A 24,287-nucleotide genomic window follows, 5' to 3' on the forward strand; every position below is an offset into this window, starting at 1 on the left:
CCCATTCTGTTAATTATTTGTTTGTCTAAATTTCAGATGTATGTTTAGAAACGGCAGTAATTATGCTTTCCCAATCATTTGGATGATTTTCATGACCTGCCCCTTTAAGAGTTAATAGTACTGAGTTTGGAATTTCATCAATTAGTGCGAGGCCATGTTCAAATGGGAGTGCTGTATCGTCTGTTCCGTGAATAACCAATGTTGGTGCTTGTATGGAGTGAAGTACACCTTCATATGCATCATCACCTTGAAGTAAAGCGTGATTAAACATACTTAATAAATTGTTTGCGCGTTCTATTTCTTGTTTTACTTGTGTATAAACTCTATTTTCATCAAATATTCGTTCTGATCCACATAATAGACGAGATCCTGAAACTAAATATTCTGCCACATCATTTTTATTTGTCCAATCTATACTTGCGCTCTTTACATGATGTGTTAAAATCCTTTCATCCATTGGGGGTAAATCGCGAGTATTATTATCAGATCCTATTACACTAGTCGCTAGTAAAGTTAGCGTCAAAATTCTTTCGGGATGTTTTACAGCGGCAATTTGAGCAATCATACCACCTAATGACATACCAAAAAGATGGGCTTTATCAATATGATAAGCGTCTAATACCCCGATTGCATCTTCAGCCATATCTGTTACTGAATAATTTGAAGTGCCAGGTTCATATGTAACAGAGCGTCCAACATCGCGATTATCAAAGCGAATAACAAATTTCCCTGTGTTCGCCAACTGTTCACAAAATTCTTCATCCCAATATATCATTGAACAAGTAGCTCCCATAATTAATAAAATAGCGGGATCATTAGAGTTACCGAAGCTTTCTGTACATATATCAATACCGTTTATTTTAAATATCTTTTCACTCATAAAGTTAGCCCCATTTCTTTTGAATTTAATTAATAATACAGTTTTGAATAATTCTAAGATGTGTGTAAGATTCTTTTTGAAATTCATCCCGCCATTTGCCGGGCAGTAAGAGCCCGATTGGTGAGGAATGATTAAAGTTTTAATTTATAATGCTTTTTGCATAATTACCCCCAAAAATAAGTATATGGTAATTCAAGGCAAAAAATTTTGAGAAATAATTGTATGTTATTAAAATAAACAGCAAGGAGGAGAGAAAATGAAAGCAATTGTTATTGATCAATATGGTAGTGTTGAAGAATTAAAAGAAAGACAAGTTTTAAAACCGATTGTTAAGAATAATGAGGTATTAATACGTATTCATGCAACATCTGTTAATCCAGTTGATTGGAAAATAAGAAAAGGTGACTTACAAGAACAGTTACGCTTTTCATTTCCAATCACTTTAGGATTAGATGTAGCTGGAGTTATTGAAGAAGTTGGAGAAGATGTAGAGTGTTTCAATATAGGAGATAAAGTGTTTACGAAACCTGAAAATATAGGAAGCGGCTCTTATGCTGAATTCATTGCAGTACAATTAGATTTAGTATCACATATGCCTAATAATATTAGTTACGAAGAAGCAGCTTCTATTCCTCTTGCAGGACTTACAGCGTGGCAAAGTCTTGTAGATTACGCAAAAATAAAAGAAAATGACCGTGTATTCATTCATGCTGGAGCTGGTGGCGTTGGAAGTTTGGCAATCCAAATCGCAAAATCATTTGGAGCTTTTGTTGCCACGACTGCTAGTAGTAAAAATAAAGAATTTTTACAGTCTTTAGGAGCGGATCTCGTTATTGATTATAAAAAAGATAAATTTGAAGAACTAGTATCAGATTTTGATATTGTGTTAGATACAATAGGTGGCGAAGTGCAAGAAAAAAGTTTTCGAATTATTAAACCTGGTGGTGTTCTAGTTTCCATTGTTCATGAACCACTACAAAAAGTAGAAGGAATAAAATCAGGATTTTTATGGCTAAAACCAAATGGAAAACAATTAGAAGAATTATCAGCTTTAATTGTAAACGGAAAAATCAAACCAATCATAAGTAAAGTGGTGCCATTTAATGAAGCAGGAGTTCGAGAAGCTCATATTTTGAGTGAAGGACAACATGTTAGAGGAAAGATTGTAGTTAAAGTGGAATGATAATAAAGATTACAGCTTATAGAGTAACTAGATTTGAATAACGAAAAAGCTCAACAATAGATAATATCCCATACTATACATTTTCATTTGCGGGTATTATTTATTGTTGGCTATTGTGATATTACTTCTAACAAATACTGTTTCGTATTGTATCGTGTAATTTCTCTAATCCAATTTCCATATCTTTCTCGTTTAACATTGAATAGCTAATTCTTAATTGGTTATCATTTGTTTCGTAATTTAATAGACAAGCTGTTCCTGGTAAAAAAGAGACATCTACTTCATTTGCTTTTTGTAATAAGGTAAAGGGATCTATCGAATCAGGCAGTGTCACCCATAAATTAAAACCGCCATTTGGTATTTCAAAGTTCAGTTCTTTTAATGGCGATAATATATCAATTGTTAAATCACGTCTCATTTGTAAAGCTGTTCGTAATTTTTCTAAATGATTTTTCATACGTTCCGCACGTAAAAACGGTAGAAGTGCCTTTTGTGTTAATAAAGGACTACCGATATCCATCGAACCTTTCACTGCATATAGCCATTCAAAAATAGGGCCACCGGCAATAAGTGCTGCAATACGCAATCCTGGTGCTAACGTTTTACTAAATCCTTTTATATATATTACGTGGCCATCCTTATCAAAACTTTTGATTGGAGGTGGTACTACAGCATCTTCAAAATATATTTCTCCGAAAGAATCATCTTCAATGATAAAAAATTGATATAGCTCCGCTAGTTCTATAAGTTCCATTCTTCGTTCTTTACTCATTACTGTACCTGTCGGGTTTTGGAAGGTCGGATTCGTATACAATAAAACGGGATTTTTACTTTGACAAATATCATCAATTAAGTCGGAGCGAACTCCATGATTATCAAGAGAAACAGGAATGATTTGAACACCTTTATTGATGAAAACATCAAGCGCGGCACTGTAACACGGACTTTCTACTAATACAGTATCTCCAGGTTTTAATAATGTTTGAGCAATTAAATCAATTCCTTGTTGTGCTCCGCTTGTAATTAATAATTGAGATGGGTCCGTCACTAATTTCTGGTGTTCATTTAAGTAATTTGCTATTTCAACTCGCAATTCATAATCGCCTTGAACTGGCCCATATGTTGCTAACAACATCGGATTTTTATCTAGCAATTTATGCATTTCGTCTGCCAAAAATGGATTTGGTAACAGACGGGGATACAGAATTGCTTGTGAAAAATCATAATATTTACGGTGTTTATTCATTGTATATTGAGAACGCATAACATTAATAGATCTTGATTGTTGCCATTTATACGGTATCGGTTTGAAATCTTTCTTTACACGTTTATATATGTAAGCACCTTTTCCTTGTTCGATGCGTATATACCCTTTCGTTTCTAACTGTTTATAAGCTTTACGAACAGTTAATACATTGATTTGTAAATCTGTGGCCATACAACGTAAAGAAGGAAGGGATTCACCATGTGAAAGCATACCACTTTGTACTCTTTCAACAATTTGCATATATATTTGCTTGTAATACGGTATGTTTGATTCTTTACGCAATACAATCTTCATAGGTTCACCTATTTTTCTTTTTAATTTAATTAAAGCGAAAAATATATAGGGAATCAACTACAACTTGAAGTAACTGTTATATGTACCGATACACTGTTATACACCATAGCCTCTATACTCATTTTAAGAGTAAAAAGGAGGAAGTAAAATGGTCATTTTTAATTACATTTTAGTATGTATTATTTTCGGGACAACATTTTTAACGATTAAAATTGGAATTGAAGCAGGGGCGCCACCGTTGTTTTCAGCAGGAATTCGCTTCTTTTTAGCGGGTATAATCCTTATGATTATTTTTAAATTAAAGCGAAAAGAAATTATGCCACATATATTTTCAAAACGTATTATGTATGCTGGATTTTGTTTAACATTTATGACATTCGCAAGTTTATATTGGTCAGAACAATATATTTCTTCGGGATTAGCTGCTGTTCTTTCTGCTACGGGACCAATGATGATTTTATTAATACAAGCAAAGAGGAATAGGGAGAAATTACAAAAGGAACAACTCGTTGCCTTAGTTATTGCACTAATAGGTGTTATATTTGTTTCTTTACCAGGAATGCATCAACAAGTAAGTTTCATATGGAGTATTGCTTGTATTGTTTTAGTTATAGGAGAGTTATTTTACGGAATAGGCTCTATTCGTTCGAAAGAAATACTTTCAGATTTATCAAATGTATCACCATTTCTTATTAACGGAATTCAAATGTTTTATGGAGGGATTTTACTATTAATCGCATCTATTATTGTAGAACAACCAAATGTAACTGTATTAACTTCATGGAGTGTACAATGGCCTATTTTATATCTCATATTTATCGGATCGATCGGTGGACACGGATTATATTACTGGCTCTTATCAAAAACAAACCCAGTATTTCCATCGACGTGGTTATATGTATCACCATTAATAGCAATTATCGTAGGTTATATCGTATTAGGAGAACCCTTAAATCCTACAATGGGAATGGGAGCTTGTCTTATATTGATTGGTGTATTTTTGGCCAATCGTTCAACACTACGGACTTATTTCAAAAAAGGGCGGTTATTAGAGAAGGAGATGTAGTTTAATAAAGCAATAGCCCTGTATATTACAGGACTGATAAAATCAAAAACACAGTTGGAAAAATAACCAACTGTGTTTTTGATAATTAATTCACTTTTTTAATAAAGCCTTTATAATGACGTTTTACAAGCTGGCTTTCTAACGTCTTCATAGTTTCTAGTGCTACACCGACAATGATAAGTAAGCTTGTACCACCAATTTGAGCAGAAGGTGGTAACGTAGCAATTTTCGTGAATACGAGCGGTAATATAGAAATAGCACCTAAGAAAATTGCACCGATAAATGTTAAACGGTATAGAATTTTAGTTACATATTGTTCAGTTGCTTTACCAGGACGAATACCAGGAACATATCCATTTTGCTTTTTCAAATTCTCAGCCATTTGTTCAGGATTTACTTGAATAAATGCGTAGAAGTATGTGAAAGCAACGATAAGACCGACATAAAGTGTCATTCCAATTGGATGTGCGAAATCAAGATTTGCAACTAACCATTTTGATACGCTTGAATCAGGGAAGAGCTGCGCAATTGTACGCGGCGTCATTAAAAATGCAGAAGCAAAGATAACTGGTATAACACCAGCACTATTTACTTTAAGCGGTAAATGAGTGTTTTTTGCTCCTTGATATTGATTGTTTCCTGAAACAGCTTTTGCATATTGGATCGGTATTTTACGTACAGCTTGTTGAATGTAAATAACACCAACAACTATCGCTAAAATTACGAGTCCAATTAAAACAATTTTTATTATGTGCATAAATAGCTGATCGCCAGCATTTTGGAATTGTTGTAAATAAATTTGATTTGCAACATTTGGAATCGCGGCAACGAGACCTGCGAAGATAATCATCGAAATACCATTACCAACTCCGTTAGCGGTAATTTGTTCGCCTAACCAAAGTAAAAATGCAGTACCTGCAGTTAAAACTGTCGCAATAAATAAGTATGTAGTCCAGCTTTGATCTGTTATTAATTGTCCACCTGCTATATTATTAAAGCCATAAGACATTCCGATGGCCTGTATGAATGCGAGAATGATTGTAAAGTATCGAGTGAATTGAGCTGATTTCTTACGGCCCATTTCTCCTTGCTTTGCCCATTCCGAAAACTTAGGTATAACATCCATTTGTAGTAATTGTACTATGATGGAAGCTGTAATATATGGTGTAATACCTACAGCAAAGATTGAGAAATGTTGCAATGCTCCTCCACCAAATACGTTTAACATACCTAGAACGTTAGCTTGATCTTGTACTTTTAATACCTCTGCGTTAGTATGAGGAACTGGAATAAACGTGCCAATTCGAAAAACGATTAACATCGCTAGTGTAAAAAGGATTTTCCTTCTTATCTCAGCTACTCTCATGAAATTTGAAATCGTACGAAACATTATGTCGCCTCCTATATTTTTATCAGTAAAAACTGATTATTATACCCTATGAAGTAACCACAAACCTCCTTCCGCACTAAATTCATTTGACAAATGGATTTTCATACACTTTGTAGTTTTCACGGATATAAAAATATAAGGTGTTATATAAGCGACCTTTACACTTTACGTAATCATTCAATACCCATAATATATCGAATAAATTAACAAATGTACATACATACGCATTAAAAATGAATAAATAGGGTCATTTTTTACATTTATTTAATGATAAATTGATAGGACATTATACTGGTAAATGCGCTTCGTATATTCCTTTAATCAATTAAAATCCTCCACCTTTTTATTTTCTTACAATTAATATATCGATTTAAAAAGAATGTAAAATCAAATAAAAGTATGAAAGTACATACTACTTTAGTAGTAGTAATAGTAATCAATTATATTTCAATTAAAATTCATCTCCCGCTGATTAAAGTTTCACTTTATATGATTAGAGAATTCTTTTAATTTAAGAAGGAATAAATGTTAAAAAAAGCTAATTAAACAGTGTACATATTTATAGGGGAGAAGATATAAATGAAAGTTGTTATAAAAAAATTACCACCATTAGAAGTAGCGTATATAAGACGAACTGGTAGCTACTTTGAACCGCAAGATCACTGGGGGAAGTTACTGAACTGGTCAATTGAAAATAAACTGTATCCACCAGAGCAATCATTTATCGGAATATCATTAGATAATCCTGAACTTGTTGCAAGTCATAAGTGCCGGCATGATGCATGTGTTACGATTCCTGAAAACTTCGATAAAGAAAAGTATCATGATGTGCAATTTAAAAGATTAGATGGAGGTACATATGGTCTATACCAGTTCTATGATGAACCTCATAAATTAAGTGAAGCGTATCAATACATGTATGCAGAGTGGCTACTAAATAGTGAGTATGGTGCAGATTATGATAGAGATAATTTAGAGTTTTGCTTAAATAATGTTGCTGAAGATCTAGAAGGAAAGTTAAAGGTTGATTTATTTGTGCCAATTAAAAACATACAAAAAAACAAATAACTTCATTTGTGGCTTTAAAATGAAATTGGAATAGTAGTGAAAGAAAATCTGTTTTCGAAGATAATATTTTTAGCGTAGAAATTTAAGTATGTAGGTTGCAATGAAAGGAGAATCCGCATGGATACATTTGTAAATGAAAAGTTTTATGAAACGAGAAATCAATTAGTTGAGGAAATTTCTTTGTTGAGTGATGCTCAATTTAATAGGAAACCAGATAAGGATAAATGGAGTATTGCACAAGTTTGTCATCATTTAGTTTTATTAGATGAGAGAGTGATAACAGTTATTTCCTCAGGGTTAAAAAAGTTAGATAGTACCCAAAATGTGCGTAAAGAAATTCATACTATTTTATTAGATAGAACGAAAAAGTTTATAGCTCCAGAAATGATTGAACCAAGTATAGAACCATTTGAAGTGGAGCAAATGCTCAATATGCTAAACGAATCAAGAAAAGAATTGATGCGTTTCCTGAGTACAATAGAAGATAAGTCTGTATTAGCGAAAAAATCAGTGATGCATCCAGCTCTTGGAGAATTGCCCCTTGATCAGTGGATAGAACTGATCTATTTGCATGAACAGCGTCATATGTTACAAATCAAAGAGATAAAATTGCTTTGTGAAATTGAAAAGTAAAAATTATTCCCTAGTTATTGATACGTATTATAAACAAGGAAAATGGTTGATTCATATTGATTCAGAAGAAAACAAAAATTGAATGAAATTAGTTGAAAGTGACCAATAAGCTTAAGAAAATATGAAACTATCCGATTTTCTGTATAAGTGTAACCCCGTCTTAAATGAAGAGCGGGGTTATTTTTTTTGAAAGTGCTTTTATTTAGAAGGAAATAAATCAGCAACGAAATTCAAAAAATTAATCATCATAACATATTGTATATGTCCGTTTTAATAAATTGAAATAATGATAAATGATATGTTCTTATTTTGAAAGTACACTTCACACGCTTAAGGAAGGAGTATTCTGTCAGAAAACGATAAAATACAATTCTGTTAGGGGATGTATGCAATTTATTCTCTTTATTTTTGCAACAGAACCACCTTCAAAATTATCTTTTGTAGTTGAAGTTTCCTGAATAATAAGTTACATTTTTAAAGTTCAAGCAACTTTATGAAAGTACAAAAAGGGGAGAAATATTATTATTATGCAAAAAATGAAATGGAAGAACTATGTATGTTACTTTGTAATTCTATTACTGCTTGGAACGGCAGTAATAGTCAAACCATCTATCTCTAAGGCTGAGGAATCTGAAGTTAATATTACATTGTTAGGTACTGCAGATATTCATGGTAGATTTATGCCTTGGGATTATGCGCTTGATGGAGCAAATATGAGTGGAAGTTTGACGCAGCTTTATACGGTTATAAAGAAGGTCCGTCAAGAAAATCCAAATACCATATTAGTAGATGCCGGGGATACAATTCAAGGAAACTCAGTAGAATTATTCAACGATAAGCCACAATCGCCAATGATGGTAGCGATGAATACAATGGGGTATGATGCCTGGGCATTTGGAAATCATGAATTCAACTTTGGATTAGATACATTGAAAAAAGTTAGTGAGCAATATAAGGGAAAAACGTTAGCAGGAAATATTTACAAGCGAAATGGAGAGCGCTTTCTTCCTGCATATACAATTGTAGAAAAAGATGGAATTAGAGTTGGGATTATTGGTATGAATACACCAATGATTAGTGATTTTGAAAAAGGGACAGATCACTTAGATGGTTTAGTGGTGAAAAATCCGGTAGAAGAGACGAAAAAGGCAATTAAGGAATTAGAAGGTAAAGTAGATGTAATGGTAGGAGTTATGCATATGGGATTAGAAAATGAGAATGGTATCCCTGGTACTGGTGTTCAAGATATTGCAAATGCTTGTCCGGAACTAAGCGCTATTTTTGCGGCTCACATGCATAAACTTGTAAAAAAAGAAGTTGTAAATGGCGTAATTATTACAGAGCCAGATAAATATGGAACACATATTTCACGTATTGACCTTACTTTTACAAAGCAAGATGGGAAGTTGGTTTTAAAAGATAAAACTGCTACCGCTATACCTGTAAAAAATGCTGATGGAACAACGATATTATCTGATCCTACACTTGAAGAAACACTAACACCTTTTCACGAATATGCGAGAGGAGATGCAAATGTTGTAGTCGCTCAATTAAAGGGTAGAAATCTTGTTCCTGAAAATGAAATAAAGGGTATTCCAAGTGTTCAGATTCAAGAAACACCTTTATCAGATTTCTTTCATGAAGTCATGCTCTACTACAGTAAAGCAGATGTAGTAGCCCATCAAATTGATAATGATTATGCCCGTTTGGATACAGGTCCTATTAAGAAAAAAGATATTGCGTACAATTACCAATATGCCTTGGGAGAAATTACAGTATATAAGATTTCTGGAAAAGATTTAAAAGACTATATGGAATGGGCAGCAGGATATTTTAACTCATCTCGTGCCGGAGATGTAACCGTTAGCTTTGATAAAACCCGCCGTGCATCTAAATACAGTACGAACGATTTCTTTGGAGGCGTAAAATACGAAATTGACTTAACAAAACCATACGGAAGCAGAATTACAAATTTACGCTCTATTCGTACAAACAAACCAATCAAAATGAGCGATGTTATGACGCTGGGAATGAATGCATATAGAATGGAGGCTCTTCAGGCAAAAGGGGGAGCTTTAGAGGGGCGTAAGTTTGAACAAATTTGGTCATCTAAACAAGAGAATGCATTCGGAGAAACAGGTGGAACCATTCGTAACCTTGCTATTACATATTTAAAAGAAGTAAAGAACGGTGTATACACACCGAAAGTTATGCATAATTGGAAAATTACTGGTGTAGATTTACATTCTTCAGAGCATAAGGCTGTAGTTGATCTTGTGAATAAAGGGATTTTAGAAATTCCAAAAACAGAAGACGGAAAATACACAAATATAGCATCTATAAATACGAAAGATTCAATTACAAAAGAAGAGATTGTAGCACTCTCACAAAAAGCAAATATTAATCCAAATCAGTTTAAGCATATAAAAACAAAAGGTGAATTTTACAAAAAACTTAGTAGGATTACTAAAAAAATATAAATTATAAGGTTTCTTATAGTAATTGTTATTTTAATAGCATTAAACCCACTCTTAATAGTAAAGAGTGGGTTTTTATGTTGTTATTTAGATGTAAGTGCACTTTTATTAGAATGAATATAGATAATTAACCAATTGGATGAGCGCCTAAAAGGACTCTTTTTTATTCAAATTAATGTTCATATGTGTTCCGTTCATTATTTATAATATTGACCACAATTTATGTAATTTTGCATAATGTTACATAAATTGTGTATTTTCTCTTTTTTCCGACAGAAATAGACAGTATACTTTGTACAAGCTTTCTATTTCAAAAATTATACGAGGTGAAATAATGAAAAACACAAAGACATTAACTAAGGTAGCATTAACAACAGGATTAGCTTTAACAGCTGTGGCACCATATGGGGTAGGTCATGCAGAGGAAACAGATCAGTTACAAGTTCAAATTCAGGAGGAATCGTTCCGTTCGGGTGAACTTACACAACCGTCACAAAAGGCACCAGAAAATGTAGTAAAGGATGCACTTAAGGAGAAAACAGAGCAAGCTCTGTCCCAAAAACAAGTCAATGGAGAAGCAGGAGTAGATTATAAAGTCCTTCAAAAACGTGGTTCGTATGATGGAACTACACTTGTACGTATGCAGCAAACATACGAAGGAAAAGAAGTATATGGCCATCAATTAACTGCACATGTAGATAATAATGGTGTTATTAAAAGTGTTTCAGGTGATAGCGCGCAAAATTTAAAACAAGAAGAATTGAAAAAACCTATTAATCTATCAAAAGATGAAGCAAAACAATTTATTTATACGAAGTACGGGAACGATATCAAGTTTATTACTGAGCCAGAAGTTAAAGAGGTTATTTTTGTTGATGAAAATAATGGACAAGCTAAAAATGCATACCAAGTTACCTTTGAAGCCGCAACACCAAACTATGTTTCTGGTACTTATTTAGTAAATGCACAAAATGGTGATATGTTAAAAAATATGGTACAAGAATCTAACTTAAAGGCCAGTGACAAACTAGTTGGAGCTTTAAAGAAAAGTAAACAAAGCAGTCTTACATCATTAACTGGAACAGGAAAAGATGATTTAGGTATTTCTCGTTCATTTGGTATCTCTAAACAAAGTAATGGCAAATATGCTCTTGCTGATTATACAAGAGGGCAAGGGATTGAAACATATGATGTGAATTACAAAGATATTACTAAAGAAGAAAGCTATTATCCTGGTACATTAGCGACTAGTACTTCGGCAACATTTAACGATCCAAAAGCGGTAAGTGCTCATTACTTAGCAACAAAAGTATTTGATTTTTATAAAGATAAATACAAGCGTAATAGCTTTGATAATAAGGGACAAAAGGTAGTTTCAGTTGTACACGCTTGGGATTCTGAAGAGACGAATGATCCGAAGAATTGGCAGAATGCATTAAGTGCTAATAATGGAAGTATGCTTGTATATGGTGATCCTATTGTTAAAGCATATGACGTAGCTGGACATGAATTTACACATGCTGTTACTTCTAGCGAATCTAATCTTGAATATTACGGGGAATCTGGTGCGATTAATGAGGCACTATCTGATATTATGGGAACATCTATTGAGAAATACGTAAATAATGGAAACTTTAACTGGACAATGGGAGAACAAACAGGATCTGTTTTCCGTGATATGGAAAACCCAGCTTCTGTTCCATCTTCACTAGGAGTACCTTATCCAGATGATTACAGTGAATTTAACGATTTTAATGGATGGGATCAAGGCGGTGTTCATTTTAATTCAAGTATTATTAATAAAGTTGCGTATCTCATTGCAAAAGGCGGAACTCATAACGGAGTGACTGTTAAAGGAATTGGTGAAGATAAAATGTTTGATATTTTCTATTATGCAAATACTGATGAGTTAAACATGACTTCTAATTTCAAAGAATTGAGATCAGCATGTATTCGAGTGGCAACTAATAAATATGGTGCGAATACAGCTGAAGTTCAAGCAGTTCAAAAGGCATTTGATGCAGCAAAAATTAAGTAATTTAGAAACATAGTCATCATTCATATATTAATACATTATGAAAAACAGCTAATATCATTTTAAGGATATTAGCTGTTTTTTTACGTAGCTATGTATTGTTGAAAATAAACTGACTAAGCAATAATTAGGTGCGTTATCTATAAGAAGTTGCGGCAAATAAATAAGGTTTAAAGTGTGTAAAAACAGAAAATTAATAATATATTGACCTCTTGATAGAAAGTCTATAAAATGAAAGCGATAACAAACGATTGCTTTAAAATGATTTCCCTGACCTTTTAGCATTTACAAATATATGAGGGCATACACAAATCTATTTTTTTAACTATTAATGCAAACGTTTTCATATTAAAAGGTCATTGAAATACATACGTGAAAATAGCCAATATGGAGGTGAATTAAAAGAGATTTCTAGATTAATTTAAGCAGTGTTATTCAGTGTAAGCATAATAAATCGCTAGTAATATTTGAAGAAAGGGTGTATGTGGTGCAAATTACAAAAAGATTAATTAACAAAACAGTTTTATTACTTACTTTAATCGTTATGTTATCATCTGTTTTCTCCTTTCAGGGTGTGAGGGCAGTTTCAAATTCGAAAACAACTGAAGTTATCATTCATTACAAAGAGAAGCTTGGAAATACAAAAGACTGGAATCTTTGGTTATGGGGTCAAAATGCAAATGGTACATCTTATGAATTTACTGGTGAAGATGAATTTGGAAAATACGCTAAGATAAAAATAGACGGTGACTATAATCGTGTAGGATTTATAGTTCGAACAAATGAATGGGAAAAAGATGGTGGAGATCGTTGGATTGAAAATATAAAGGATGGTCGTGCTGAAGTATGGATTCTTTCGGGTGATGAAAAAGTATATAACTCTAAGCCTTCTTCAGATCTCTCAATTCAAAAAGCAACTATTGATAGTTTCCATGAAATTACTGTAACGACTAATGTCCCATTTAATATTAGGAAAAAGAAAATTGAAATTGAAGGCATTACAATTAAGAATATTAGTCCTTATGATATAAACAGTGGAGATATTACTAATAAGGTTAAAATAATTACGGAACAGAAAATTGATTTAAAACAAACATACAAAGTTAAAATAGAAAACTTAGCTGATACGAATACTGAAATTGGTAAAGTCATTCGTAGCGAGGAATTTGATAATTTATTTTATTATAGTGGTAACGATTTAGGGAATACATATACCGCGCAACATACAAAGTTCCGTTTATGGGCTCCTACTGCAAGTGAAGCGAAGTTAGTTACATATAAAAAATGGAACGATAAAATAGGTACTGAAATAAACATGCAACAAGGTGAAAAGGGAACTTGGACAGCAGAACTAAAAGGGAACCAAAAAGGGCTCTTTTATACGTATAAGGTCAAAATTGGTGATAAGTGGACTGAAGCAGTTGATCCATATGTGCGTGCTGCTTCTGTAAATGGGGATAAAGGTGCAGTCGTTAATTTAGAAGAAACAAATCCGAAAAAATGGAAAGCAAACAAAAAGCCAAAATTTAAAAATCCGGAAGATGCTATTATTTATGAGTTACATGTACGCGATCTTTCCATCCAACCTGAAAGTGGTATTAAACAGAAAGGGAAGTATTTAGGTGTAACAGAAAAAGGAACAAAAGGGCCAGAAGGTGTAAAAACAGGACTTGATCATATAAAGGATCTAGGTGTTACTCACGTTCAGTTTTTACCGATATTTGATTATGTTTCTGTAAATGAAGAGACTTTAAATGAACCGCAATATAACTGGGGCTATGATCCTAAAAATTTCAACGTTCCAGAAGGCTCCTATTCTACAAATCCTTATGAGCCAACTGTTCGAATAACTGAATTAAAGCAAATGGTTCAAACACTACATGATAATAATCTTCGAGTAGTGATGGATGTAGTATATAACCATATGTATAACGCTGCTGAATCTAATTTCCATAAGTTAGTTCCAGGTTATTATTATCGTTACAATGAAGATGGAACATTTGCAAATGGAACTGGAGTAGGAAATGATACTGCTTCAGAAAGAAAAATGATGAGGAAATTTATGATAGATTCCGTCACATATTGGGCAAAAGAATACAATTTAGATGGATTCCGTTTTGATTTAATGGGTATTCATGATTATGAAACGATGAATGAAATACGTAAAGCTGTTAATCAAATTGACCCTTCTATTATACTACACGGAGAAGGATGGGATTTAAATACACCTCTTGCAGCTGAGCTGAAAGCAAATCAAAAAAATGCAGAGAAAATGAAAGGGATTGCTCATTTTAACGATAATATACGTGATGGGTTGAAAGGTAGTGTATTTGAGGAGAAGGAAAATGGTTTTATAAATGGAAAGGAAAACATGGAAGATCGTATTAAAAAAGGTATTACGGCAGGTATTGACTACGATACAAATTCGTCTACCTATCAAGATCCGGAACAGGTATTAACTTATGTGGAAGCACATGACAATCATACATTATGGGATAAACTTGAGTTAACTAATTCAGGTGAAAACGATGAAGTGCGAAAACAAATGCACAAATTGTCTTCTTCAATTTTATTAACATCACAAGGAATTCCATTTTTACATGCAGGGCAAGAGTTTATGCGGACGAAATACGGTGATCATAATAGTTACAAATCTCCAGATTCAATTAACCAGATGGATTGGCTGCGCCGTGCAACGTTTAATAATGAAGTAGATTATATGAAGGGTTTAATAGAATTACGCAAAAAGTACTCAGCTTTTCGAATGACATCTGCAGAGCAAATAAAAACACACGTATCATTTATTGATGCTCCGAAAAATACTGTAGCTTATACAATAGAGGGGAATAAAAATGAATACTTTACGGTGGCTCACAATGCAAATAGAGAAGCGGTTGAAATAACACTTCCATCGAAAGGGCCTTGGAAAGTACTAGTAGACGGGAAGCAGGCGGGAAGTAAACCACTTTATGTTGTCCATGACAATAAAATTAAAGTTCCTGCATTAAGTTCATTTGTCTTAAAAACAGAGAAACCGATTAAATAAAAGCGAAGAATGTGGAAATAAATACTGCATTGAGCAAATTTAATAAGGATTGCAAATGAAAAAAGCGAAGTGAAGATTATTCTCACTTCGTTTTTAAAGTTAATGTAATATAATTTCACATACTGTAATTATATTACAATTTAATAAAAGAAATAAGCAATAGATTATTTCTTTTGTGGCAGTAGGAGAAGAAGATATCTTTGAGTTTATTTATAAAATTATCTGAAATACATTCATAATTCAGATAATGTTTATTATATATTCGAACATATAACGAACTAGATGTTCGAGTTGTATTAATTCCTACAAATCGTTTAAAAATAACAAAGGCGTAAAAAGTATATGGAATTAAAATAGAGAAAAGACACCATTCAAGGTGTCTTTTCTCTATTTTGAATATGAAATGTAACTAACTCGATTCTATGTAATAGTATGTGATATTTTCACACTAACTGATTAAGAAAAATTTAAAACTCTTTTCTTAATCTATTTGTAATAAATTACATCATAAAATTTTATCAATATAATAAATAAAACTTTCTCAACATTATTTGATTTAATAACTATATTCAACCGCTCTCCAATCCATTACAATAATTTCACATTGGAAATACATGAATATTCTCAATGTTATAAATGGTTTATACCTTATAGGATTACTATGGGAAAGGATGTGAAATATCCAAAAAAAAATCATTTTTTATGATGAAATAAAAAATTTTAATGAAGAAAAAGTTATTTCATTATTTTCAAGTTTCGTTAAAGTGCATGTATTTATAATCACTATGAGACAAGGAACAGAATTTTAAAAAAATTTTTGAAGATTAGAAAATTGCATTTCAAAAATAAGTTAAACGTTTATGGAGGGTTATATGAGCGAGAAAATTTATTACTGGTCTCCGATTAAGCATTGGGAGAAGTTGCATAATGAAGTTTTGATAGGGGAAATGAGATTTACAGGTATTCTGTCTGAGTGGTTTCCTGATCTTTATTTTATGGCTCAAAAAGGTGTGAAAATCAGTGAACTAGTAGAGCGCTTTTCATTAGGAAATGTAGAAGAGACACAAAAAAACATAGAGCTCATGATAAAAAATCGTGTGTTAGTAAGTAACATATTACACCCAAGAGAAGTATTTTCTTCACAAGAAAAGATTTTTTCAAATCCATATAGCAACCAGATTCGCTTTTCTAAAGAAAAGTTAGATAAGTATATGAGTGAACAATTAAATCGCATGCACGTTGCTGCACGGTCGACCGAAATTCAACTTGAAACAACAAATGAGCTACCTACTATAATTAAGGAACGTAGATCTTGTCGTCAATTTGATATGGAAAAACATATTAGTTTTTCGGAATTTTCCCGATTCTTATCAACTCTAAAACAGGTTAGGGAAGAAAAAATATACTATCATTACGCAAGTGCAGGCGGGCTCTATCCCATTGATATCTTTGTTTATGTAAAACCAAAACGTATAGAGGGTATGAAAGCTGGATTTTATTATTATAACCCATCAAAAAATAGTCTTGTGATTGTAAACAGCATTGATCAAGTAATTAAAAGTGATCATGAGTTAATTAATCAGGATTTATTTACTCAATCTGCCTTCTCAGTTTATTTGGTTTATAATGCGAACGCTTCCATCCCGAAATACGGTTCAGATGGATATTTATTTGCTTGTATTGAGTCAGGCATTATCACTGCTACCTTAAATATGGTTGCTGAAACATTAAATTTAGGGGTTTGTTCAGTTGGTCATATGAAATTTGAAGATATTCAGCAATTTTTATGTTTGGATAATCATCAAGTGTTTCTCCATGGGCTTGAAGTTGGCTTAAAAATTAACGAGTAGAAGAAATGAATATTAGGGGGATAAAGATAAAAATGCACATTAAAGATCGAAGTTCAATTCATGAAAATAAAGAAGTAGAAGCGTTTTGGAAGGAGCAATTATCTTCCGAGATTCTCGATTTTTCTGTATTTAAATTTAATAGCGATTACCAACTAAATAAAGAAACACCTTGTGAGTACGTTCAAGTCATAGTAAATGTAGAATTTAGTAAAAGTATACAAAAAATAAGTAAGTCTCAAGATTTATTATTATTTAGCTGGTTTCAAGCCGCTTTAAGGGTTTGTTTGGCACATTATACAGATCAAGAAAGAATTACTATTGGTATTCCTATAATTGAAAAGAATCTTGAACAAAGTGAGAATCTTAATAAGTTGATTCCTTTAGGAAGTGAAATCCATCCGCATCACACCTTTAAACAATTAGTAAATGAGATTGAACAAACGACTTTATTCGGGTATGAAAATCAGGAGTATCCGCTCTCTGAATTATTAGTTAAACACAATTTAACTCCTTTTCAAATTGTAATCGGGATGGAAGGATTACATAATGAAAATTCGCTAGAAGAATACGCAGAGAATAATTTAGCCCTATGGATACGAAGAAAATGGAATGAAATACATAATGAATTTGAATTTCAAATTTCTTGTAAGTCCCGTTCATTCTCTTCTTTGCAACAGTTTGCCAATTCGTATTGTTATGTTTTAAAGCAAGTTTCACAAAATCCGAATTTGGCATTGAAAGATATTTGTATTATTGCAGAAGAAGAAAAAGAGTTGTTAGAAGGATTGAATACTTTTCAAACGGGCATAGACTTGTTTCAATCATTTCAAGATTTGTTTGAAGCGCAAGTATTAAAAACTCCAGATCAAATTGCTGTTGTTTGTAATGATCAATCTTTGACATATAGAGAATTGAATAAGAAAGCGAATCAATTGGCTTCTATTCTTCAAAGTAAAGGTGTTTCAAAAGAAAGTATTATTGGCGTTATGGTAGATCGGTCATTAGAAATGATTATTGGTATGATGGGGATTTTAAAAGCAGGAGCAGCGTATTTACCAATCGACCCTAACTACCCAACTGAACGAATTGAATATATGTTACAAGATAGTCAAGCAAAATATTTACTTAGTAAGCGAACAGAGGAAGTATTGCCGCAATTTGCGGGTGAAGTACTGTATCTTGATAAAGAATATCTTTTCCAAGGTGAAGAAAGTAATTTAGTACGAGAACATAATCCTAATGATTTGGCTTATGTTATTTACACATCAGGATCGACAGGAAATCCAAAAGGGGTAATGATAGAACAAAAATCGCTAGTTCATTTTTTAAATGTAATGAGAGAAAAAGTAAAAGCTAATCAATCATTCTTGTTTCTTGCTAGTGTATCTTTTGATATTTCCTTGTTAGAAATATGTCTTCCTTTAACGCAAGGTTCAAAAGTAGTAATTGCTACAGAGGAACAGTTTGCAACAAAAGAATTGGCTCATTTGGTCAAAAAACATAAGGTGGATTTATGGGAATCAACGCCATCGCGAATGGAAGTGATTTTGAGTGATCCAGAAGGGGCAAATTTTCTAAAAGATTTAAAATCTATTTTATTAGCAGGAGAAGCATTTTCCATTGATTTGGTTGAAAAAATTCGTTGTATCAGTGAAGCAACAATTTTAAATATTTATGGTCCCACAGAAACAACCATTTGCGCAACAGTAAAAGACTTGAGCACTTCCAAAGAAGTTACGATCGGCAAACCAAATCCGAATTATCATTCCTATATATTGAATAAGTATGGCCAATTAAAACCATTTGGAATTCCCGGTGAACTCTGCATTGCTGGAGTAGCGGTAGCACGAGGGTATCTTGGTAAAAGTAAACTGACAGATGAAAAATTTGTACAGAGTCCTTTTGCGGCAGGGGAAATGATGTATCATACAGGTGATCTCGTTCGTTGGTTGCCTAATGGAGAACTTGAGTATTTAGGTCGAATGGATCATCAAGTGAAAATTCGAGGGTATCGGATTGAATTAAGAGAAATCGAAACTCAATTAAGGGAATATCCAGAAATAAACCAGGCTATCGTTGTTGATCAAGTGTATGGAAATAGGAAATTATTAGCTGCCTACTATGTATCGGATAACAAGGTGTCTTTTGGTGAAATCAGAAAATATTTAAGTGATAAATTACCTGAGTTTATGATTCCTGAAAAAATGATTCAGGTAGAAGAGATTCCATTGAATCCAAATGGAAAAGTGGATAGAAAAAGGTTATTGGATATAACCCAAACGGATTATGTATCAATTCCATACGTTGCCCCGCGCAATGAAATTGAACAAAAATTGGTGCGTGCGTGGGAAAAAATTATGGAGATTGAGGGAATCGGTATTCATGATAATTTTTTTGCATTAAAAGGAGAATCCATTAAAGCACTTCAGGTAATTAATTTATTAAGAAAAGACTGCTTAAAAATAAGTACAACAGATTTTTTTAAGCACCCTACAATCGCTCAACTGAGTTCTTGTGTAAAGTTAGAGCATAAAGAAGAAAACTTTGAAAGTAAACCAACTCATGTTAAAGATTTGTCTAATCCATTCTCCTTAACAGAAGTTCAGACAGCGTATATGTTAGGAAGGAATTCACAGTTTGAATTAAGTGGTATTTCCCCTCAAACATATTTTGAATATGAAACAGCATTGGATATCAATCGTCTTTCAAAAAGTTTTCAAAAGGTGATCCATCGTCATCCAATGTTGCGAGCTGTAATTTTACCAGAGGGAAAACAGCAAATATTACAAAGCGTTCCTGATTACGAGATTGAAATAGAGAGTCTCATAGATTTAGATGATAGGAATCAACATGCTCGCTTACAAGAAGAGCGTTCTCGAATGACTAACCATGTATTCCCTTTGGGGCAATGGCCTTTGTTTGAATTGAAAGCTTTTCTTTTAAAAGAAGACACGTATTTATTATGTTTTCGATACGATGCTTTATTAATGGACGGAGCAAGCATGAACATTGTTGGACACGATTTGTTGCATTATTATTATAAACCAAATCAAAAATTAGAATCTTTATCTTTTGATTTTCAAGATTATATGTTTATCTATGATGAAATGGAACAAAGCGAAGAATATAAAACAGCAAAAGATTATTGGACAAGTAAGCTTCCTGACTTTCCGTTTGCACCTTCTTTGCTGTTAAAAAAGGATCCAGCAGAGATTGCTACTCCTAAATTCCAATCACTTACAAAAATCCTGGATAATAAAAAATGGACAAAGCTACGAAAGTTAGCACAAGAGAAAGAGGTAACGCCTTCCGCTCTACTTTGTACAATATATGGTGATGTGTTGGCATATTGGAGTAATCAACGTCGATTAGCAATTAACTTGACTGTATTTAACCGTTATCCTGTTCATGATGAAGTAGAACAGATTGTTGGAGATTTCACATCACTTATTTTATTGGATGTTGATGTAAAACCAGAGCAAACTTTCTTTACTAGAGTAAAAGAAACGCAAGCTACTTTATTAGATGGCCTTGAACATCGTCATTACGATGGAGTTAACTTTATTCGAGATTTTACTCGATATCATCAAATGACGCCAAAAGCAGTTATGCCAATCGTTTTCACCTCGATGTTAGCAGGTGCAGGTGCTTTCTCTTGGGAACAACTTGGTTCTCTTCGCTATATTCATGCTCGGACTCCACAAGTGTATTTGGATAATGTAGTAATTGAAAAAAATGGAGAGTTACTAATTAGCTGGAACTATGTTGAAGAGTTGTTTGATGTTGATGTAATAGAAGCAATGTTTTCCCAATTTGTTGACTTATTGGAACAATTGGTGAAACAAAGCGATATAACATCTTTGCAGATGAAAGAATCGGATCAAATTTTAATTAAGCAATACAATGAAACAACAGAAAAAATACCTTCAACTACTCTGTATCAATTATTTACAGACCAAGTAAAACGTACACCGGATGAAGTAGCAGTGGTATTTGAACAAGAATGGTTAACATACACGGAACTTCATAAACGCTCCAATCAAATTGCCCACTTCTTAAAAGAGCAAGGCATTGGTCTAGGTGACAAAGTGGGTCTTTTAGCAAAAAGGCGAGTTGACACAATTGTTAATATGTTAGGTATTTTAAAAGCAGGTGCCGCTTATGTTCCGATTGATCCCGATCATCCTTTAGATCGCCAAACATATATTTTAAAAAATAGCTCATGCAAGCTTTTATTAGAACCTAGTCTTTATGAAGAAAATCATTTGTCATTTTATACAACAGAAGATATGCCCGCTATTGCTGGTCCAGAAGATATTGCCTATATTATATACACTTCAGGAAGTACAGGAAAACCAAAAGGAGTAATTATTACTCACCAAGCGGTTACAAATACTATTCAAGACATAAATCAAAAATATGAGGTGAATGAAGATGATCGTATTATTGGTATCTCTTCCATGTGTTTTGACCTATCTGTATACGATATTTTCGGAGCTTTAAGCACAGGTGCAATGTTAGTAATGATTCGTGATCCGAGAGACATGCAAGAATTAATCCGCACTGTCGAACGTAGAGGGATTACAATTTGGAATACAGTGCCTGCAATCATGGATTTGGCATTGGATCAAGTAGGTTCTCATTTTGAACATTCTTCTTTACGTTTAGTTTTACATAGTGGAGATTGGATTCCGCTTTCTTTACCAGAAAAAATAAAACGACATTTTCCGATTGCAGAAGTAATTTCACTAGGAGGGGCAACAGAAGCATCGATTTGGTCAATTTATTATCCGGTCAAACAGGTGGAATCACATTGGAATAGTATTCCATACGGGATGCCCTTGGCAAACCAAACGTATTATGTGTTGAACTATGAAAAGAAAATGTGCCCTGTTGGTGTAATTGGAGATTTATATATCGGGGGAGTGGGCCTTGCTAAAGGATATGTAAATGATGAAAAGAAAACAAATGAAGCGTTTGTGTCACATCCTGATTTTGGTCTTATATACAAAACAGGAGATTGTGGAAAAATGCATTCTGAGGGATATATTGAATTTTTAGGCCGCCAAGATTACCAAGTGAAAATTCAAGGATATCGAGTAGAGTTAGAAGAAATCTCTCATTGTCTTCTAACTTATAAACAAGTCGAACATGCTGTCGTAATTGATCAAACAGATGAGAACGGAATGAAATTTTTAGTTGCATATGTGGTAACTGAGCAAAATATTAGTACAACAGAACTACGAAAGCATTTGCGAGATCACTTGCCAGATTATATGATTCCTTCTTATTTTGTTTATTTGGACCAATTACCCCTGACTCCAAACGGGAAATTAGATAGAAAAGCGCTCCCTACTCCGGAGAAACAAAAAAATGAAGTATTTATTGCCCCAAAAACTGAAATGGAAAAAATATTAACTAGTATTTGGCAAGAAGTACTCAAAATAGATCAAGTTGGAGTAAATGATCATTTCTTCGCCTTAGGTGGAGATTCGATAAAAGCGATTCAAGTGTCCGTTAGACTGTATCGACAAGGATTCGAGCTTGAACCAAAAAATCTATTTTCATTTCCTATATTAAGAGATATGGTTCAATTTGTTAAAAAGCTAGACCAGTTTTCAAGTTCACAAACAAATGATGTAAATATAATGAACGATAATAAAGCTACATTACTAAATGTTAAAGATAAACAACTTAATCAACATACACTTACCAAAATACAAGAAAAAATGCCGGATATAAAAATAGAACGTATTTACCCGCTAGCACCTTTCCAGGAAGTTATTTATGAGCATGCTACGAATGAACCTGATACAAATGCATATTTTGAACAAACAATTTGGGCACTTGAGGGGGAGCTGGATATTAAACTCTTTATTCAGTGTTTCCAACAATTAGTTGATCGTCATGATTCTTTAAGAACAATAATTGTGCAAGATGAACAAGCAAAACCTTGGCAAGCTGTTCTATATGATGTTCAAATAAATTCAGAAATAAAAAACTTGATTGAGATGACGAAACAAGAACAGCAAGAATTCCTAAAACAGTGGATGAATGAAAATTTAAGTCGAGGATTTAAAAATGATGAACTTATGACACGTCTCTGTATATTCCAACTAGGTAATAACGAGCATAAAGTAATTTGGAGTTCCCATCATCTATTATGTGATGGTTGGAGCGTCAGCATTTTGATAGACGAATTATTCCAGCTCTACGAAACTACAAATGCCGGAACTACGGCGGGGTTACCTATGGTAAAACCTTTTGAAACATTTATAGATTGGACTTTGGCACAAGATCATGAGAAAGCACGTCATTTTTGGCGAGATTATTTATCAGGATACAATCAGAAAATTAGTATTCCTAAAAAGAAAGTCCCATCTAAAAGTGAAGGGTTAAACTTCACTTTTATGGATTTAACATTAGACAAGGATTTGACTGATCAGTTACAGACATTTGTAACTAAAAATAATATAACTATGAATACAGCATTACTAGCTGTATGGGGAATATTGCTTGGCAAATTTAACGGAACGAGAGAAGTAGTATTGCCTAATCTAGTATCAGTCAGACCTCCCGAAGTAGAAGGAATTGAAAATATGTTCGGTCTGTTCACAAATGTTTTGCCTATCCGATTAGCATGGACAGAAACGCAATCTTTTGTGGACTTCTTGCAAAAGGTACAACTAGAGACATTGAAATGTAATGAGTATGCATACTATTCATTTGTTGATATACAAAAGCAAAGTGAATTAAAAACTGAGTTGACTGACCATCTTTGGGTTTTTGAAAACTATCCAACTAATCCAGCAATCTTTTCTTCAAATGAAAACAGACATTTTGCTATCACGGATTACGAAGTTGTTGATGAGCCACATGTAAAGTATGGAATTATGTGCTTCCCTGAAGAAAGACTTACAATAAAGTTTGGATATGATCAAACGGTATATGAAGCAGAGAAAATACAGGAAATATTAAATCAGATCCATGGGTTAATCAACACGATTCTTCAAAATCCAATACAAACAATTTGTGATTACAAATTATAAAAAATGAAAAGGCGAGCAAGAACTCGCCTTTTTAAATAGAATAGGAGTA

At 33.1% G+C, this 24,287-nt stretch carries 12 protein-coding genes; 9 read left to right on the forward strand and 3 right to left on the reverse strand.

What is annotated here, in order from left to right; translation table 11 throughout:
• Nucleotides 1-25: 25 nt before the first annotated feature.
• Nucleotides 26-880 (reverse strand): BCA family alpha/beta fold macrolide esterase, encoded by an 855-nt coding sequence (locus tag BM089_RS20200; protein ID WP_063547478.1) that lies wholly within the window; start codon nt 878-880, stop codon nt 26-28.
• A 256-nt stretch (nt 881-1,136) separates the two neighbouring features.
• Between BM089_RS20200 and BM089_RS20205 the strand changes: the two genes are divergently transcribed.
• A complete protein-coding gene (locus BM089_RS20205; RefSeq protein WP_000644564.1) occupies nt 1,137-2,063 on the forward strand; it encodes an NADP-dependent oxidoreductase in 927 nt (308 codons plus the stop codon).
• A gap of 127 nt (nt 2,064-2,190) precedes the next feature.
• On the opposite strand, the gene BM089_RS20210 is transcribed toward BM089_RS20205, so the two are convergent.
• Complete coding sequence (locus tag BM089_RS20210; RefSeq protein ID WP_090977871.1) at nt 2,191-3,624, reverse strand: MocR-like pyridoxine biosynthesis transcription factor PdxR; 1,434 nt, start codon at nt 3,622-3,624, stop codon at nt 2,191-2,193.
• 148 nt (nt 3,625-3,772) lie between these two features.
• Here BM089_RS20210 and BM089_RS20215 point away from each other — a divergent pair, with 148 nt between their 5' ends.
• Nucleotides 3,773-4,690, forward strand: a complete 918-nt coding sequence (locus tag BM089_RS20215) for a DMT family transporter (RefSeq protein WP_000234339.1) — start codon at nt 3,773-3,775, stop codon at nt 4,688-4,690.
• A gap of 85 nt (nt 4,691-4,775) precedes the next feature.
• On the opposite strand, the gene secY is transcribed toward BM089_RS20215, so the two are convergent.
• Complete coding sequence (gene secY, locus BM089_RS20220) at nt 4,776-6,080, reverse strand: preprotein translocase subunit SecY (protein ID WP_000490135.1); 1,305 nt, start codon at nt 6,078-6,080, stop codon at nt 4,776-4,778.
• Nucleotides 6,081-6,659: 579 nt separating this feature from the next.
• On the opposite strand from secY, the gene BM089_RS20225 reads away from it, so the two are divergent.
• The 7 genes from BM089_RS20225 (at nt 6,660) to BM089_RS20255 (ending at nt 24,238) form a co-directional block, all read left to right on the forward strand.
• Nucleotides 6,660-7,148: an AraC family transcriptional regulator gene (locus BM089_RS20225; protein WP_000869614.1), complete on the forward strand. Its 489-nt coding sequence runs from the start codon at nt 6,660-6,662 to the stop codon at nt 7,146-7,148.
• 117 nt (nt 7,149-7,265) lie between these two features.
• Nucleotides 7,266-7,781 (forward strand): DinB family protein, encoded by a 516-nt coding sequence (locus tag BM089_RS20230; RefSeq protein WP_090977873.1) that lies wholly within the window; start codon nt 7,266-7,268, stop codon nt 7,779-7,781.
• Between the two features lie 527 nt (nt 7,782-8,308).
• Nucleotides 8,309-10,261 (forward strand): bifunctional metallophosphatase/5'-nucleotidase, encoded by a 1,953-nt coding sequence (locus BM089_RS20235; RefSeq protein WP_090977876.1) that lies wholly within the window; start codon nt 8,309-8,311, stop codon nt 10,259-10,261.
• A 331-nt stretch (nt 10,262-10,592) separates the two neighbouring features.
• Nucleotides 10,593-12,296, forward strand: coding sequence for a M4 family metallopeptidase (locus BM089_RS20240; RefSeq protein WP_000799184.1), 1,704 nt, complete (start codon nt 10,593-10,595; stop codon nt 12,294-12,296).
• 484 nt (nt 12,297-12,780) lie between these two features.
• A complete protein-coding gene (gene pulA / locus BM089_RS20245) occupies nt 12,781-15,339 on the forward strand; it encodes a type I pullulanase (RefSeq protein ID WP_090977878.1) in 2,559 nt (852 codons plus the stop codon).
• 872 nt (nt 15,340-16,211) lie between these two features.
• Nucleotides 16,212-17,189 carry a SagB/ThcOx family dehydrogenase gene (locus BM089_RS20250; RefSeq protein WP_016512704.1) on the forward strand — a complete coding sequence of 326 codons (978 nt, stop codon included), beginning with the start codon at nt 16,212-16,214 and terminating at the stop codon, nt 17,187-17,189.
• Nucleotides 17,190-17,221: 32 nt separating this feature from the next.
• Nucleotides 17,222-24,238 carry a non-ribosomal peptide synthetase gene (locus BM089_RS20255; protein WP_139213300.1) on the forward strand — a complete coding sequence of 2,339 codons (7,017 nt, stop codon included), beginning with the start codon at nt 17,222-17,224 and terminating at the stop codon, nt 24,236-24,238.
• The last annotated feature ends 49 nt before the right edge of the window (nt 24,239-24,287 follow it).

This window comes from Bacillus sp. 5mfcol3.1, assembly GCF_900114335.1.
Taxonomy (GTDB): domain Bacteria; phylum Bacillota; class Bacilli; order Bacillales; family Bacillaceae_G; genus Bacillus_A; species Bacillus_A thuringiensis_S.

Bases quoted from the DNA above. Each gene is read 5' to 3' on its own strand.
- BM089_RS20230 (WP_090977873.1), top strand. From the start codon at position 7,266: ATGGATACATTTGTAAATGAAAAGTTTTATGAAACGAGAAATCAATTA.
- BM089_RS20250 (WP_016512704.1), top strand. From the start codon at position 16,212: ATGAGCGAGAAAATTTATTACTGGTCTCCGATTAAGCATTGGGAGAAG.
- BM089_RS20215 (WP_000234339.1), top strand. From the start codon at position 3,773: ATGGTCATTTTTAATTACATTTTAGTATGTATTATTTTCGGGACAACA.
- BM089_RS20210 (WP_090977871.1), bottom strand. From the start codon at position 3,624: ATGAAGATTGTATTGCGTAAAGAATCAAACATACCGTATTACAAGCAA.
- BM089_RS20240 (WP_000799184.1), top strand. From the start codon at position 10,593: ATGAAAAACACAAAGACATTAACTAAGGTAGCATTAACAACAGGATTA.
- BM089_RS20235 (WP_090977876.1), top strand. From the start codon at position 8,309: ATGCAAAAAATGAAATGGAAGAACTATGTATGTTACTTTGTAATTCTA.
- BM089_RS20255 (WP_139213300.1), top strand. From the start codon at position 17,222: ATGCACATTAAAGATCGAAGTTCAATTCATGAAAATAAAGAAGTAGAA.
- BM089_RS20205 (WP_000644564.1), top strand. From the start codon at position 1,137: ATGAAAGCAATTGTTATTGATCAATATGGTAGTGTTGAAGAATTAAAA.
- BM089_RS20200 (WP_063547478.1), bottom strand. From the start codon at position 880: ATGAGTGAAAAGATATTTAAAATAAACGGTATTGATATATGTACAGAA.
- BM089_RS20225 (WP_000869614.1), top strand. From the start codon at position 6,660: ATGAAAGTTGTTATAAAAAAATTACCACCATTAGAAGTAGCGTATATA.
- secY (WP_000490135.1), bottom strand. From the start codon at position 6,080: ATGTTTCGTACGATTTCAAATTTCATGAGAGTAGCTGAGATAAGAAGG.